Below are 14,854 nucleotides of genomic sequence, written 5' to 3' on the forward strand. Positions count from 1 at the left end.
GGGCCTCAGGCGACGTGGCGGAACGCCACGCGCTCGCGCCGCTCGAAGCCCGGTCGGGTGAGGCGCCACAGCAGCTGGTGCACCCCTCCGGACCGCGAGAAGACCTCTCGCCGAAGCGGGGCCGGCACGTCGTGGGCGGCCCAGGCCACCAGGCGCAGCACCTTCGAGAACGGCACGCCCTTGCGGAAGTGCTCGGCCTCGAGCGCCTCCCAGTCCTCGTGGGTGAGGACCTGCTGGATGATCGCGATCGCCTCCGTCTCCTCGTGCTCGAGGTGGCGCGCCAGGCTCTCGCGTCCGGCGCAGAGCCGCACCGCGAGGGCCGCCCGGGCGTCCTCGTCGGCGTGCGTGGACAGCCGGTGGAACCCGGCTGCGCAGGCCTGCAGGATCGGGTCGATCTCGTGGTGCTCGGACTCCATGGCCTCCAGGACGCGCCGGCCGTCGTCGTCGGTGCGGTCGAGCAGCATCGGCCAGAGCCCGGCGTCCTCGCCGGAGTGGTGGTGGTGCAGCACCTCGGCGAACAGGTCCCAGCGCTCGGCCAGGGCCTGCCAGCACTCGCGGTCGGTGACGGGGGTGGCCTGCGCGGCGGCGCCGAACGCGGCCAGGTCCCGGCGGAACCCGTGGTGCATCACGTACATCATCGTCATGTCGACCGGGCCGGGGTGGGCCGCGGTCTGGCCCGGGAAGCGGAGCTGCTCGGGCCAGGTGGCGTTGGTCGTGGCGGTCATGGTGGTTCTCCGTTCGGGTGGTGAAGGATCGGTCAGGGCACGCCGACGAGCTCGGGCTCGTCGTCGGCTGCGGGATGGGATGGCGCCAGCGGTGTCGGTCGCAGGCCCGGTCGAGCGCCGGGGGTCGCCGGGTCGGCGGTCCCGGTCGCCGGAGCGCCGTCGGTGGCCAGGGGCTCCCCCGTCGCCTCGACGTGGACGGTCGGCAGGAGGCGGTCGAGCCACCTCGGCAGCCACCAGTTCCAGTCACCGAGCAGCGACATGGTGGCCGGGACGAGCACCATCCGGACGACGGTCGCGTCGAGGAGGATGGCGGCGGCCATGCCGATCCCGAGCTGCTTGACGACGACGTCGACCTCGCTGGCGAAGCCGAGGAAGACGGCGACCATGATGGCGGCAGCGCTCGTGATGACCCGGCCGGTGGCCGACAGCCCCCGAACGACACTGGACCTGCTGTCACCGGTGGACAGCCAGTCCTCGCGGATCCGCGAGAGCAGGAACACCTCGTAGTCCATGGACAGGCCGAAGAGGATGGCGAACATCAGGATCGGCACCCAGCTCGAGACCGGCTGGGCGTGGTCGAGGCCGAGCAGGTCGGTGGCCCAGCCCCACTGGAAGACAGCGGTCATCACGCCGTACGCGGCGCCGATGCTCAGCAGGTTCATCACGGCCGCCTTGACCGGGACCACCACCGAGCGGAAGACCATCGCCAGCAGCAGGACCGAGACCCCGACGACGAACGCGATGACCAGCCACAGGCGGTGAGCCAGCAGGTCCGAGATGTCGGAGAAGAACGGCGTGCCACCGGTGAGCTCGGCGCCGGGCGGGAGCACGCTGCGCACGCTGTGGACGAGGTCACCCGTACGCTCGTCGGTGGGACCGAAGGCCGGCACGGCGTCGAAGACGGCGAGCGCCCCGTCGGGTGAGGTGACCACCGGGGTGACCGCGGCGATGTCTGGCCGGGCGTCCAGGCCGGCGGCGAGCCGTGCCACGCGGTCGTCGGACAGCCGTGACCGGTCGGCGACGACCGTCAGCGGCCCGTTGCTGCCCGGACCGAACTCGGTGCTCACCAGGTCGTACGCGCGGCGGGTCGTGACCGACGTGGGCTGGCTGCTCGGGTCCTGGGGCCAGGTGCGCATGTCGAGGGCCGGCACGGCCAGGGCGAGCAGGGCAACGGTTGCCGTCATCGCCCAGACGAGCGGTCGACGGGCGACCCGGGCCGCCCACCGGGCGGTCAGCGGCGTGGGCCGCACGCGCCACCGGGAGGGGTGACCGGAGCGCCGGAGCCGCCGCGGCAGCACCCGCTGCCCGGCGAACCGGCACAGCACCGGGACGAGCGTCAGGGACGCCGCCGCCACCGAGACGACGGCGATGGCCGTGGCGAACCCGAACGAGCTGTAGACGGGCAGGCCCGCGAGGCGCAGCCCCAGGAGCGAGACGAGGACGGTGCTGGCGGCGAAGACCACCGACCGGCCCGCGGTGGCGGCGGCGCGACCCGCCGCCTCGACGACGGGCACCCCCGCGGCGACGAACTCCGCGTGGCGGGTGAGCAGCAGCAGGGCGTAGTCGATGCCGACGCCCAGGCCGACCATGGTCGCCACCATGGGCGCCGCGGTGGACACGTCCGTCACGGCCGCGAGCAGGGTGACGCCGGCCGACCCGACGCCGAGTCCCACCAGGGCCGTGGCGATGGGCAGCCCGGCACTGACGACGGAGCCGAACGCCAGGACGAGGACCACGAGGGCGGCGAGCACGCCGATCAGCTCCCCACGGCCGGCCATCGGCGCGGCGGCGCTCTCGGGGACGTCGCCCCCGAGCTCCACCTGCAGGCCCGACGACCTCAGCGGGGCCACGGCCGCGTCGAGCGGTGCGAGGTTGCCCATGAGGTCGGAGTCGGTGACGGGCACCCCGTAGTGCACGGTCACGACCGCCGTGTCCCCGTCGGCGGAGCGCTGCGCCGGCTCCACGAGCACCACGTGCGGCATGGACGCCAGCCGGGAGGTCAGGGTGTCGAGGGCGGCCGCGGTGACGGGGATCGCGTCGCGGTCGTGCACGACGACACGGGCGGCGGCGTTGCCCGCGGCCGGCAGGTGGGCGCGCAGCTGGTCGATGCCGACCTGTGCGCGGGCGCCCGGCACGTCGTAGTCGTCCTGCGGGGTGCCGCCGACGGCGCCGGCGAGCCCGGCGACGAGGCCGGCGAGCAGGACCCAGGCGGAGATCGTCCGCCAGGGGTGGGCCGCGGCACCACGGCCGAGGCGGAAGAGGAAGCGAGACATGGGTGGTCCTTGTGCGGAGGTTGACTGGTCGGGACCAGCGTCGGCGCACCCGCTTGAGAGCCACTTGGGATCGGCTTGGGGCAGCCTTCACGGCCCGCCTCAGCCGGGCAGCTCGACCTCGACCCGCAGCGCGGCGTGGTCGGACGCGACGGACGGGAGCACCCGGGCCGCGACGGGCCGCACGCCGCCGCCGCACCACACGTAGTCGATCCGCCGCGGTGGGTCGTCGGTGTCCCACGTGTGACCGCGACCTTCGCCGACCACCTCCCACGCGTCCACCAGTCGTTGCGCCAGCAGCCGGTGGGTCGGCGAGCCGGGCTCGGTGTTGAGGTCGCCGAGCAGCACCGTCGGCCGGTCGTCGAGGGCGTCGACCACCACCCGCGCCTGCTCCACCCGCTCGTCCTCCCGGTCCCACTGCAGGTGCGTGCCGAGCACCCGGAGGGCCAGGCCGTCCACGCGGACCGTGGCGTCGAGCAGCCCGCGCTGCTCGCTCCCCTCGAAGCAGGGCAGGAGCGTGGTCCTCGCCCCCTCCAGGGGCAGGGTGGTCAGCAGGGCGGTGCCGTACTGGCGCCGCGGCGCGCCCGGGCGTTCCGGCTCCCGGTCCACGCACACGGCATACGCCAGGTGCATGCCGAGCCGGTCGGCGAGCAGCGCCGCCTGGTCCTCGTAGCGGCTCTGGGCGCGTAGGTGCCGGTCCACCTCCTGCAGGGCCACGACCTGGGCTCCGCTGGCCTCGACGACGTCGGCGATCCGCGGGAGGTCGAGCACACCGTCGACGCCGATGCCGCCGTGGATGTTGTAGGTCAGCAGGACCAGTCGCGTCGTCACGGCGCCGCCCGCGGCGGGCGGCGCAGGAGCCGGGGCAGGTAGGCCGCGCCCGGCGCCTCCTGCGACCCGCCCGCCTCGTCCGCGGGGTTGGAGATCGCGCACTGCTTGAGCGACAGGCAGCCGCAGCCGATGCAGGAGTCGAGCTTGTCGCGCAGGGCCTCCAGGGCAGCGACCTGCTCGTCGAGGCGGCCGCGCCAGTGCGCGGAGATGCGGTGCCAGTCCGACTTGGCCGGGGTGCGTCCGGCCGGGAGCCCGTCGAGCTGTTCGCGGATCTCCTCCAGCGAGAGGCCGACGTTGGCGGCGGCCCGGATGAACGCCAGCCGGCGCAGCACGCTGCGCTCGTACCGGCGCTGTCCGCCCGGTGTCCGGCTCGCCCGGATGAGGCCCTCGCTCTCGTAGAACCGCAGGGCCGAGGCGGCGAACCCGCTGCGGGCCGCCACCTGCGAGACCGTGAGCACGTCGCGGGCGTCCACCACTGCACCTCCGGTGCTCGTCGGACTCATACTTCGAGTGCTCTTCAACCCTAGCGCGGGCCCGAGGAGGCGCCCCGGCGGCTCGCGCCGGCGGCTCGGGCCGGCGCCGCCGCGGGGGCTGGACGCGGGGGCTGGACGCGGGGTCCGGACGCGGGGTCCGGACGCCCGGTCCGACGCGCGAGCCGCGGAGGAGCCGCCTAGGGTCGGGAGCATGACCCTGGGAGAGCTGCTCGTGGACGCGTTCGAACGGATCCGGGACGGGGCGCACCACGCCGTCGAGGGCCTCGACCCCGACCAGCTGGCGACCCGGCCGACGCCCCACGCCAACTCCATCGCGTGGCTCGTCTGGCACCTGGCCCGGGTCCAGGACGACCACGTCGCGGACGTCGCGGGCCTCGAGCAGGTGTGGACGGCCCAGGACTGGCACGGCCGGTTCGGGCTCCCGTTCGGCCCCGAGGCGACGGGCTACGGGCAGTCGTCGCAGGACGTCGCCGCCGTCCGGGGCCTCACCGCCGACCAGCTCACCGGCTACCTCGACGCGGTCCACGAGCAGACCGTCGGCTACGTCGCGACCCTGTCGCCGGACGACCTGTCCCGGGTCGTCGACGAGCGCTGGGACCCGCCGGTCACCCTCGGGGTCCGGCTCGTGAGCGTCGTCAACGACGACCAGCAGCACGTCGGGCAGGCGGCCTTCGTCCGCGGCCTGCTCGAAGACGCCTGAGCCGACCGCTCAGCGGTAGCGCCGGGCCAGCTCCAGGGCGCGGTGCGGGTAGTCGCCGCCGAACAGCACGGCGTGCACGAGCAGGGGGTGCAGCTGGTGCAGCGCCACCCGCTGGGGCCACTCGGAGTCCAGCCGGTGGTGCTCGAGGTAGCCGCCGATGACGAAGTCCCAGTGGGGGCAGCCGAACAGCGCGAGCATCGCCAGGTCGGTCTCCCGGTGGCCGCCGTGCGCCGCCGGGTCGATGAGCACTCCCCCGCGCGGGGTCCAGACGACGTTGCCGGACCACAGGTCACCGTGGATCCGGGCCGGGCTGCTGCCGTCGTCGAACTCCCCCCGGGCCACCCGGCGTGCGACGGCCTCCACCACCGCAGTATCGGATCTGCGGTAGACACCCCTATCGACCGCCATCGCGAGCGCGGGCAGGAGGCGCTGCCCGGCATAGAACTCCCCCCAGGACCCGACCGGGCGCAGTGGCAGCGGCAGCAGCTCGGAGACCGGCCCGAGCCAGCCGTCGCCCTCCCAGCCGGCCGGGCCGGACCCGAAGGCGGGCGCCCCGGCGTCGTGGGTGCGGGCGAGCCCGGCCCCCAGGGCCTCGGCCATCGCCGGGTCCGGGTTGGCGAAGGTGAGCCGGCGCAGGTCGAGGTGGTCCGCCCCCTCGTCGAGGACCTCGGCGACCGGGGCGCCCCCCGGCGCAGCCCCCAGCCAGGCGAGCCCGGCGGCCTCCCAGCGGAAGTAGCCCGACGGGGCGGTGGCGCTCCCCTTGCGGAACACCTCGCCGCCCGGGCCCTCGCCACCCGCTCCCGCGCCGCCTGTGCCCTCGCCACCGGCGCGCTCGCCGTCCGTCACCGGAACCTCACCGCGGACCCCCGCCCTCACCCGGCGTCCACGAGCCGGTCCACCAGCTCGGGCGTGAGGCCGGGGTCGGCGAGGTGGGACGAGGCGACACAGCCGGCGGCGACCACGGCACCCGCCTCCAGCGAGCGGCGCCAGTCCCACCCACGGCTGTGCCCGTACATCACCCCGGCACAGAACGCGTCGCCCGCACCGTTGGGGTCGAGCGCCTCCACCGGGCGAGCCGGGACGTGGACGGGGTCGTCCGCGCCGACGAAGGCGGTCGCGCCCCGGCTCCCGTGGGTGACGACGACGAGTTCCCGGGACGGTGCCAGCATCGCCGCCAGGCCCAGGGCGTCGGGATGGCCCTCGTCGGACATGAACAGGTAGGCCGCCGCGTCGACGAAGTCCTGGTGGTGGGCCGAGACGCCGTCCCAGTCGTGGATGTCGACCCACGCGGGCATCGCCCGGTCGGCGAGGGCGGGCAGGGCACGGCGCGCGTAGTTCGAGAGGTTGACCCACGTGTAGTCGGCACCCTGGACGAAGTCGCCGAGGTCCTCGGTCGTGACCGGCGGGTCGGCACTGCTGTCGTTGACGTAGATGCTGGTGCGCCGCCCCTGCGGGTCCATCAGGTTGACGTGCCGCTCGGTGCCCCGGGGGTCGGGGACGCGGTGCACCCGCACCCCGGCGGCCTCGAGGGTGTCGACGGCCAGGTCGCCCTCGTCGTCCTCGCCGACCAGGGCGTGCAGCCGGGTCTCGAACCCGAGCCGGGCGAGGTTGAGCGCCTTGCCCGAGCCGGTCGCGCCGATGCCGGTGCGTGAGGCGGTCGCGACGATCGTCTCGGTGCGACCGCGGGGCAGCCTGGGCACGTCGATGACGTGGTTCCAGCTGACGCCGCCGATGACGGCGGCCACGGGTGCGCTCACCGGTCCATCCTGCCCCCGCGCCGGCACCCCACGCGATCCGTGTCGAACCCCCGGCGGATCCCGGTGCGCGGAACGGCAGTGGAGGCCCCGGGACCCGGTATACCGTTCTCCTGTGGACACGGAGACGACGCAGGGCCTTGACGCCGCCCAGCGGCTGATGGACGACCTCGCCGGCTCCCTCGACGGGCTCGACGACCTCACCCCCTACCTCGAGCGCCTGGTGCAGTCGGTCAACCGCACCATCGACGGGTGCGACGCCGTGGGCGTCACCGTCGTCATGGAGGACCGGCCGCGCACCGCGGCCTACACGACCGCTGGCACGCTCGAGATCGACGCCGTCCAGTACGCCGTTGGCGACGGGCCGTGCCTCGACGCCTTCCGCAACGGGCGCGAGAACCTCGTCGACCTCAGTGGCGGCGAGGAGCGCTGGCCCGCGTTCATCGCCGGGTGCGACCCGGGCGAGGTCCAGACCCTGTTGGCCGTGCCCCTCACGTCCGCCGGCCGGCGCTTCGGCGCCCTCAACCTCTATGCCCACCAGCGCAACGCCTTCGACGTGGTCGACATCGCCGTCGTGCGGATCGCCGCCGGCCGCGCGGCCGAGGCCATCGGGGCCGCGGTGGAGCTCGCGGGGGCCCGCGCGGTGGCGGCCCAGATGGAGCAGGCCATGGCCAGCCGGGCCGTCATCGAGCAGGCCAAGGGGGTGCTCATGGGCCGCCACGGAATCGATGAGCTCGTCGCCTTCGAGCTGCTGCGCAGGCAGTCCCAGGAGCAGAACCTCAAGCTCCGGGTGCTCGCCGCCCAGGTGGTGGCAGAGGTCACTTCTTCCCGTTCCGAGGCGATGTGAGCTAGTCTCGAGACCACCTGAAGCAACCGGGTCCGGCCATGAGGCCGAACCGGTTGCTTTTTTTGTCGGTCCGAGGAGGTGCACATGAGTGGTGGGATTCGTGGCTGTTGCCATGGCTCGCCGGAGCGCGGCGTCCGGCCGTCAGGGTGGGGTGTCGACGCGTGGTGCGTGCACCGGCAGAGGCGGGCGCACGTGCGCGGCCTCGCCGACACCGGGACGCTGCACGGTGGGCGCGCACCGAGCGACCACCTGACCCGGCTGCACGACCCCGGCGCCGCCGCCGAACCGGTCGACCACTCGACGCTCCTGGTCTACCTGGTCGACCTCTACGACCCCTCCGCGTTCGCGTACCTGCCGTCCGTCAGCGCCGTCCTGCGGGCCGCTGGCCCCCTCGTCGACGTCGAGGTGGTGCAGACCGGGAGGTATGCCGCGCCCCGCGTCGCCGCCGCCGTCATCGCCCTCCTCGCCTCGGAGCACGCGAGCGTGCCGGGGGTGCTCGAGGCCGTGCAGCGCGAGTTCTTCGAGGGCGGCCACGCCCTCGACGAGCCGGGGGTGCTGGGTCGCCTGGCGACGGCCCTCGAGCTCGACGCCCCGGCCATCGAGCTCTTCGCCGACAGCGAGCGGGCCGCCCAGCTGGCCGCCGACGACGTCATGCTCGCCGAGGACCTCGACCGGGGCGCGGGCCCGCTGCTGCTCGCCAGCCGTGGGACCAAGGTCTTCGAGTTCGACGGCCTCGGTGCGACCGGCGACCGGCTCGTCGACCAGTTCCGCACCGTGCTCTCCCGGCCCTGACGCGCAGCCGGGAGGGTCCCCCACCAGCCGCCCGGGCAGCGTCCCCCTCAGGGGAGGGCGCGGGCCCCGTGGCAGGAGGGCGCGGCCCGGTGGCGCCGGGTCGGGGCCGGGACGCGGGCGCGGGGCGCCGGCGCGGGGCGCGGGGCGCGGGCGCGGGCGCGGCCAGGCTCCCGAGAACGTAGGGTCGTGCCATGGCCCGACCGCACGCCGCCGCCATCGTCGAGGACGCCTGGCACCGCCGGGTCGACGCCGTGCTCCGCGGCCGGGGCTGGCAGACGCGGGTCGTGGCGCACACGGGGTACGGCAGCGAGGAGTGGGCCCGGATCCTGGGCCGCGTGCTGCTGACCCGGCGCAACACCGACGGGCAGCGTGAGGACGCCGGCGCCTCGGCCGCCCAGCTGCGCTCGGCCGAGGAGGAAAGGCGTGGGTGGCGCGCCTTCATCACGGCGCCCGCCATGAACGTCCCGGTGACGATCGTCCTGGGGCGCAAGCGCATCCACACCCGCACCGACCGCAGCGGCTACATCGACGTCAAGATCAAGGACCACGGGCTGCCCCCCGGCTGGGCCGAGGCGACCATCAGCTCCCCGGACGCCGAGACCGTGCAGGCAGCGGTGGTGCTCGTCGGTGCGGACCAGCGGCTCGGGCTGATCAGCGACATCGACGACACCGTCATCTCGACCTCGCTGCCGCGGCCGATGATCGCCGCCTGGAACACGTTCGTGAAGAGCGAGAACGCGCGCCACGTCGTCCCCGGCATGGCGACGATGTACCGCGAGCTGCTGGCGGCGTCCCCGGGGGCGCCGATGGTCTACCTCTCCACCGGGGCCTGGAACACCGCCCCCACCCTGACCCGGTTCCTGCGCCGCCACGGTTACCCGGCGGGACCGCTCCTGCTCACCGACTGGGGCCCGACGAACACCGGCTGGTTCCGCAGCGGCCAGGACCACAAGCGGGCCTGCCTGCACCGCCTCGCGAACGAGTTCCCGCACATCCGCTGGGTCCTCGTCGGCGACGACGGCCAGCACGACCCGAAGATCTACGGCGACTTCGCCCGGCAGCGGCCGGACCGCGTCGAGGCCATCGCGATCCGCGAGCTGACGCCGTCCGAGCAGGTGCTGTCGCACGGCATACCGGTGTCGCTCGAGGAGCTCACCCCCTCGCGCGACCGGCACGAGAAGGACGTCCCGGTGTGTCGTGCCGGTGACGGGTACGGGCTGCTGCAGCTGCTGCGGGTGGCCCTGCGAACCCCGGCCGGTGACGGCAGCCTCTGACAGACTGGCGTCGTGCCGGAGCTGCCCGAGGTCCAGGCGCTCGTCGACTTCCTCGCCGAGCGGACCGCCGGGCTGGCCGTGACCGGGGTCGAGCTGGGGTCGTTCTCGGTGCTCAAGACGTTCGACCCGCCGCCGCAGGCGCTCGCCGGCGTGCCGGTCGACTCGGTGTCGCGGCACGGCAAGTTCGTCGACCTCGACTGCGACGGGATCCACCTCGTCTTCCACCTCGCGCGGGCGGGCTGGTTGCGGTGGTCCGATGCCATGCCCAACACCGTCCTGCGCCCGGGTAAGTCCCCGATCGCGCTGCGCACCCGCTTCTCCGACGGCTCGGGCTTCGACCTCACCGAGGCGGGCACGAAGAAGCGGCTCGCGGCCTACCTCGTCCGCGACCCCCACGACGTCCCGGGCATCGCGACGCTGGGGCCCGACCCCCTCTCCGACGACTTCACCCGCGAGGCGTTCGGCGCGCTGCTCGCCGGGCGGCGGGCCCAGGTCAAGGGGCTGCTGCGCGACCAGGGCTTCATCGCCGGCATCGGCAACGCCTACTCCGACGAGATCCTGCACGTCGCGAAGATGTCGCCGTTCGCGATGGCGTCCAGCCTCGACGAGGAGGCCGTGGACCGGTTGTATGCCGCGCTGCGCGAGACGCTCGCGGGCGCGGTGGCCGCAGCCTCGGGCAAGCCGGCGGCCGAGCTCAAGGACGCCAAGCGGGCCGGGATGCGCGTGCACGGCCGCACGGGCGAGACCTGCCCGGTGTGTGGCGACACCGTGCGCGAGGTGTCGTTCGCGGACTCCTCGCTGCAGTACTGCGCGACCTGCCAGACCGGCGGCAAGCCGTTGGCGGACCGTCGGATGTCCCGCCTGCTCAAGTAGCGCGCGGTCCGGGCTGGGCGGCCACCCCGCACAGCAGCATCGCCGAGTCCAGGAACGACTCCGCCGTGTCCTCGTCGCGGAACCACTGCAGGTACAGCCCGGTCGTCACCCGCTCCACGAACGCCCACTGCCGCACCCGCTCGCCGTCGGTGCCGGTCGCGGCGGCCGCCTGCCGGCACAGGGCGTCGTGCAGCTCGCGCGCGGCGCCGGGGCCGTCCGACGCGAGCAGCTCGCGGCTGACGTCGCGCAGCACGACCCCGAGGTCGTACTCCCGCTCGGTCACGAGCCCGTCCGGGTCCACGAGCCGGTACGCCGGGGCGCCGGCCGGTGCGTCCGGCACCAGCAGCGCGTTGCCGGGATGGGGGTCGCCGTGGCACAGGACCTCGCCCGGCGGGTCGCGGGTCGCGGCCAAGTGGTCGGCGAGCCGGGCGGCCTCGGCGAGTGCCGGGGCCCAGCCCTCCCGCTGCTCGGGCGACAGCACGCGGGCGGGCAGGGTGCGCAGGACGTGGGCGAGCTGCTCGGCCTTGCTACCCCCGGGCAGGTGCGACGGGGCTCCGGCGGGGACGGCGCCGAGGGTCAGCTGCCAGGTGCGCTGCACCGGCCCCATGAGGTGGGCCACCTGCTCCCGCGGCGGCAGTCCGGCCGAGGCGAGGCTCGGCCCGAGCCGCTCCAGCAGCACCGCGCCGAGGTCGACGTCGGACGCGAGCACCGCGGCATACCCCCGGCCCTCCGCGGCGAGCAGGGTCGCGACCTGGCTGCGGAAGGCGTCGCCGGTCCCCTCGAGCTTGAGCACCGCCGGCCGCCCACCGGTGGTGACGGCCACCACCGGCACGCCCAGTCCCTCGCCGTAGACCTCCTCCAGCACGAGGTCCCACCGGCCGACGACCTCGGTGAGCCGCTCCGCCAGCCGGTCGAGGGCGGGGCCCGGGTCGGGGTGGTGGCGCAGGCCCCGTTCGGCCGCGGCCACGACCCGTGTGATGTCCCTCGCCGTCCCCTGCACCCGCGGCACGCTACCGGCGGGCGGACCCGCCGGCAGGGGTGGTTTCATGGGCGCATGGACATTCCCCAGGTCTCCGTGCACGACGTCGCCGACGACGCCGTCCTCCTCGACGTGCGCGAGCAGGACGAGTGGGACGCCGGCCACGCGCCGGGTGCCGTCCACATCCCGCTCGGCGACCTGCCGTCGCGGCTCGACGCCCTGCCCGACACCGACGCGGCCACGCTGGCCGTGGTGTGCCGCAGCGGCGGCCGGTCCTCGCGGGCGGTGGCGTGGCTGTCCCAGCAGGGTTTCGACGTGGCGAACCTCGACGGCGGGATGAAGGCGTGGGAGGGCGCGGGCAAGGAGCTCGTGGCCGACGACGGTCCCGCGACGGTCAAGTAGGGCCGGCGGCCCCGCCATGGCGTGGTTCGGCCGGCGTCGCGCCGACGACGCCGGACCCGAGGAGGCCGGTGACACCGGCGACACCCTCGACCCGTCGGCAGCCGGCGCCTCGCTCGTGGACGACGGGGCGTCGCTGCGGCCGGTCGTGGCGCCCCTCGGCGCGGACGAGCGCGCGCGCATCGCCGCCGCGCTCGAGGCCCTGGCGGCCGAACGCGTCGACGTCGACGACCTCGACTCGCTCTCGGCCGGGCTGGACGCGGCCTACCGGAGCTGGGAGCAGTCGCCCGAGGGGTCGCGTCCGGACCATGCCGCGGTCGTGGAGCGGTACGCGCTCGGCATCGGCGAGCACCTCGACCGCCACACCGACCTCGACTGGCAGGTGGTGACCGACGTCTTCGGCACCGACCTGGCGCTGACCGAGGGCTTCAAGGGGACGTTCGTCGTCGTGCCGCACAACCTCGTGGCCGGCCGGTGGATGCGCGGTGAGACCGGCTGGATCCCGGCCGTCGTGGGCCACATGGTCCGTCGCCGCAACCGCCGCTGAGGCCAGCGCCGGGGGCCGGGCGCTGGGCGCCGGGCGCCCGACCATCGAGTCGTGCCGGGACTGCGTCACTGATGCACCCGGCGTATCAGTGACGCAGCACGGACGGCACTGCCCGTGCGCTCCCCCGCGCCCGCTCCCGCTCCCCGCTCCCCGCTCCCCACGCCCCCGTGCCGCTCCGTCGTCCTTTCGGGGGACCCGCCGGCGCCCGCGGCGGGTGACGCTGGGGCGGTGGGACGCTCCGCACGACCTCCACGCCGGACCGGCACCTCGGCGAGCGGCATCGAGTACGCGGTCCTCGGTGAGGGACCCCGGACGCTGGTGAACCTCCCGGGCGGGCCCGGCAGCCGGCTGCCGAGCGGCCTCTTCGCGCGGTTCACCGAGGCGCGGTTCACGCCCTTCGTGCGCGCCGGGTACGCCGTGTGGACCATCACCCGTCCGCGGGGCATGCCGGCCGGCCACACCGTCGCCGACATGGCGGCCGACTGCGCCCGGTTCATCGAGGGGCACGTCGGGTCTCCGGTCGACCTGCTCATCGGGGAGTCGTACGGCGGGATGATCGCGCTGCACGTGGCGGCCGAGCACCCGGACGTGGTCCGCAGGGTCGTCGTCCTCGTGGCCGCGGCCACCGTCACTCCCGAGGGGACGGACATCGACGTGCGGTGGGCGCGGGCCCGGGCCGACGGTCGCCACGCGGACGCGGGGTCCGCCTTCCTCGAGTACCTGCTGCCCGGGCCCAGGGCTGCCGGCCTCCGCCGGGCGCTGGGGCCGCTGGCCGGGCGCCTCTTCGCCGATGCGTCGGTCCCGGCCGGTGACCTGCGGGTCGAGGCGGACGCGGAGGAGGCCTTCGACGCCCGCCCCGTCCTCCCGCGGATCAACGTGCCCGTGCTCATGCTCTGCGGCGACCGGGACCTGTTCTTCTCCCGGGAGGCGGTGCGGCGGACGAGTGAGCAGATCCCCGACTGCACCCTGGTCTGGTACCGCGGCATGGGCCACATGCGGGCAGCCTCCACCGGGCGGGTGCCCAAGGACGTGCTCGGGTGGGTGGCGCGGCGGGAGGGCGCCCCTCGCACCCACCGCCCGGCGTGATCCGACACGCTGGACTCGTATCCGCAAATATCGAGGATCCGCTAGAGACCCCCATACGCTGCGATCGTGGACCCGATCCGGAACCCGTACGCCCCCGGCGCCGGGCAGCGCCCGCCCGAGCTCGCCGGGCGCGACGAGCAGCTGCACGCCTTCGACGTCGTCCTCGAACGCGTCTCCCGGGGCCGGCCCGAACGGTCGGTCGTGCTCACCGGGCTGCGCGGTGTCGGCAAGACGGTGCTGCTCAACGCGCTGCGCTCGGCCGCGGTCCGCTCGCACTGGGGCACCGGCAAGCTCGAGGCCCGGCCCGACCAGCGGCTGCGCCGACCCCTCTCGGCCGCCCTGCACGTCGCGGTCCGCGAGCTCGGGCACCCGGCGGGCGACGAGGTCGACCAGGTGCTCGGCGTCATCAAGGCGTTCGCCCAGCGCGACACCGCGCCCGGCGCCAAGCTGCGCGAGCGGTGGAACCCCGGGATCGACGCCCCCGCCGCCTCCGGCCGTGCCGACTCCGGCGACATCGAGATCGACCTCGTCGAGCTGCTCACCGACGTGGGCGGCCTCGCCGCGGACGTCGGTCGCGGCGTGGCCGTCTTCATCGACGAGATGCAGGACCTCGGGCCGGAGGACGTCTCCGCGCTGTGCGCGGCCTGCCACGAGATCAGCCAGTCCGGGCTGCCCGTGATCGTCGTCGGCGCCGGGCTGCCGCACCTGCCCGCCGTGCTGTCGGCGAGCAAGTCGTACTCCGAGCGACTGTTCCGGTACCAGCGCATCGACCGGCTCGACCGCTCGGCGGCCGACCTCGCCCTCGTCGCACCGGCTGAGGACGAGGACGCCGGGTTCACGCCGGAGGCCCTCGACGCGATGTATGCCGCGACCGCCGGCTACCCGTACTTCATCCAGGCGTACGGAAAGGTCGCGTGGGACGTCGCGCCGCGCACGCCGATCACCGTCGACGACGTCGCGGTGGCGGCTCCCGAGGCCGAGGCGGAGCTCGCCGTCGGCTTCTTCGGGTCGCGGTACGAGCGGGCGACGCCGGCCGAGCGCGAGTACCTCAGGGCCATGGCCGATGCCGCGACCGCGGCCGTGGAGGCCGGCGGCGACCTCGACGACATCGAGTCGGTCGCGACCTCGGAGGTGGCGACGGTCCTCGGCCGCAAGCCCCAGTCGCTCTCCCCTGCCCGGGACGCGCTGCTCAAGAAGGGGCTCATCTACTCCGGCGAGCGTGGGCGCATCGCGTTCACCGTGCCCCACTTCGGCCGCTACCTGCGCACGACCGCTTGACCCTT

Annotated in this window: 16 protein-coding genes; 9 read left to right on the top strand and 7 right to left on the bottom strand. The window is 74.8% G+C overall.

The window, feature by feature from the left end; all coding sequences use genetic code 11:
* Nucleotides 1-5: 5 nt before the first annotated feature.
* The 4 genes from ACYVDO_RS08975 to soxR form a co-directional block, all read right to left on the bottom strand.
* Nucleotides 6-725: a hemerythrin domain-containing protein gene (locus ACYVDO_RS08975; RefSeq protein ID WP_460934900.1), complete on the bottom strand. Its 720-nt coding sequence runs from the start codon at nt 723-725 to the stop codon at nt 6-8.
* Between the two features lie 32 nt (nt 726-757).
* Nucleotides 758-2,998, bottom strand: coding sequence for an MMPL family transporter (locus ACYVDO_RS08980; RefSeq protein ID WP_460934902.1), 2,241 nt, complete (start codon nt 2,996-2,998; stop codon nt 758-760).
* A gap of 99 nt (nt 2,999-3,097) precedes the next feature.
* Nucleotides 3,098-3,826, bottom strand: a complete 729-nt coding sequence (locus ACYVDO_RS08985; protein WP_460934904.1) for an endonuclease/exonuclease/phosphatase family protein — start codon at nt 3,824-3,826, stop codon at nt 3,098-3,100.
* Nucleotides 3,823-4,329: a redox-sensitive transcriptional activator SoxR gene (soxR, locus tag ACYVDO_RS08990; RefSeq protein ID WP_460934906.1), complete on the bottom strand. Its 507-nt coding sequence runs from the start codon at nt 4,327-4,329 to the stop codon at nt 3,823-3,825. Before soxR ends, ACYVDO_RS08985 begins: the two co-directional genes overlap by 4 nt.
* Before the next feature lie 181 nt (nt 4,330-4,510).
* Between soxR and ACYVDO_RS08995 the strand changes: the two genes are divergently transcribed.
* On the top strand, nt 4,511-5,020 hold the full coding sequence (locus tag ACYVDO_RS08995) for a mycothiol transferase (protein WP_460934908.1): 510 nt from the start codon (nt 4,511-4,513) through the stop codon (nt 5,018-5,020).
* A 9-nt stretch (nt 5,021-5,029) separates the two neighbouring features.
* Here ACYVDO_RS08995 and ACYVDO_RS09000 read toward each other — a convergent pair whose 3' ends face one another.
* Nucleotides 5,030-5,866 carry a fructosamine kinase family protein gene (locus ACYVDO_RS09000; protein ID WP_460934910.1) on the bottom strand — a complete coding sequence of 279 codons (837 nt, stop codon included), beginning with the start codon at nt 5,864-5,866 and terminating at the stop codon, nt 5,030-5,032.
* 26 nt (nt 5,867-5,892) lie between these two features.
* Entirely contained in the window at nt 5,893-6,777 is an 885-nt protein-coding gene (locus ACYVDO_RS09005; RefSeq protein ID WP_460934912.1) for a carbohydrate kinase family protein, read from the bottom strand.
* A gap of 112 nt (nt 6,778-6,889) precedes the next feature.
* On the opposite strand from ACYVDO_RS09005, the gene ACYVDO_RS09010 reads away from it, so the two are divergent.
* The 4 genes from ACYVDO_RS09010 (at nt 6,890) to ACYVDO_RS09025 (ending at nt 10,560) form a co-directional block, all read left to right on the top strand.
* On the top strand, nt 6,890-7,621 hold the full coding sequence (locus ACYVDO_RS09010) for a GAF and ANTAR domain-containing protein (protein ID WP_460934914.1): 732 nt from the start codon (nt 6,890-6,892) through the stop codon (nt 7,619-7,621).
* 168 nt (nt 7,622-7,789) lie between these two features.
* A complete protein-coding gene (locus ACYVDO_RS09015) occupies nt 7,790-8,413 on the top strand; it encodes a hypothetical protein (protein WP_460934916.1) in 624 nt (207 codons plus the stop codon).
* A gap of 191 nt (nt 8,414-8,604) precedes the next feature.
* On the top strand, nt 8,605-9,687 hold the full coding sequence (locus ACYVDO_RS09020; protein WP_460934918.1) for an App1 family protein: 1,083 nt from the start codon (nt 8,605-8,607) through the stop codon (nt 9,685-9,687).
* A 12-nt stretch (nt 9,688-9,699) separates the two neighbouring features.
* Nucleotides 9,700-10,560 carry an Fpg/Nei family DNA glycosylase gene (locus tag ACYVDO_RS09025; RefSeq protein WP_460934920.1) on the top strand — a complete coding sequence of 287 codons (861 nt, stop codon included), beginning with the start codon at nt 9,700-9,702 and terminating at the stop codon, nt 10,558-10,560.
* Here ACYVDO_RS09025 and ACYVDO_RS09030 read toward each other — a convergent pair.
* On the bottom strand, nt 10,553-11,560 hold the full coding sequence (locus ACYVDO_RS09030) for an aminoglycoside phosphotransferase family protein (protein WP_460934922.1): 1,008 nt from the start codon (nt 11,558-11,560) through the stop codon (nt 10,553-10,555). The two genes, ACYVDO_RS09025 and ACYVDO_RS09030, sit on opposite strands and share 8 nt — an antisense overlap.
* A 54-nt stretch (nt 11,561-11,614) precedes the next feature.
* Between ACYVDO_RS09030 and ACYVDO_RS09035 the strand changes: the two genes are divergently transcribed.
* From ACYVDO_RS09035 to ACYVDO_RS09050, 4 genes are all read left to right on the top strand, one after another.
* Nucleotides 11,615-11,941 carry a rhodanese-like domain-containing protein gene (locus ACYVDO_RS09035; RefSeq protein ID WP_460934924.1) on the top strand — a complete coding sequence of 109 codons (327 nt, stop codon included), beginning with the start codon at nt 11,615-11,617 and terminating at the stop codon, nt 11,939-11,941.
* Between the two features lie 16 nt (nt 11,942-11,957).
* Nucleotides 11,958-12,485, top strand: coding sequence for a DUF3806 domain-containing protein (locus tag ACYVDO_RS09040; RefSeq protein WP_460934926.1), 528 nt, complete (start codon nt 11,958-11,960; stop codon nt 12,483-12,485).
* Nucleotides 12,486-12,713: 228 nt separating this feature from the next.
* A complete protein-coding gene (locus ACYVDO_RS09045; protein ID WP_460934928.1) occupies nt 12,714-13,571 on the top strand; it encodes an alpha/beta fold hydrolase in 858 nt (285 codons plus the stop codon).
* Nucleotides 13,572-13,637: 66 nt separating this feature from the next.
* Nucleotides 13,638-14,849: an ATP-binding protein gene (locus tag ACYVDO_RS09050; protein WP_460934930.1), complete on the top strand. Its 1,212-nt coding sequence runs from the start codon at nt 13,638-13,640 to the stop codon at nt 14,847-14,849.
* Nucleotides 14,850-14,854: the final 5 nt, after the last annotated feature.

This window comes from Phycicoccus ginsengisoli, assembly GCF_054779295.1.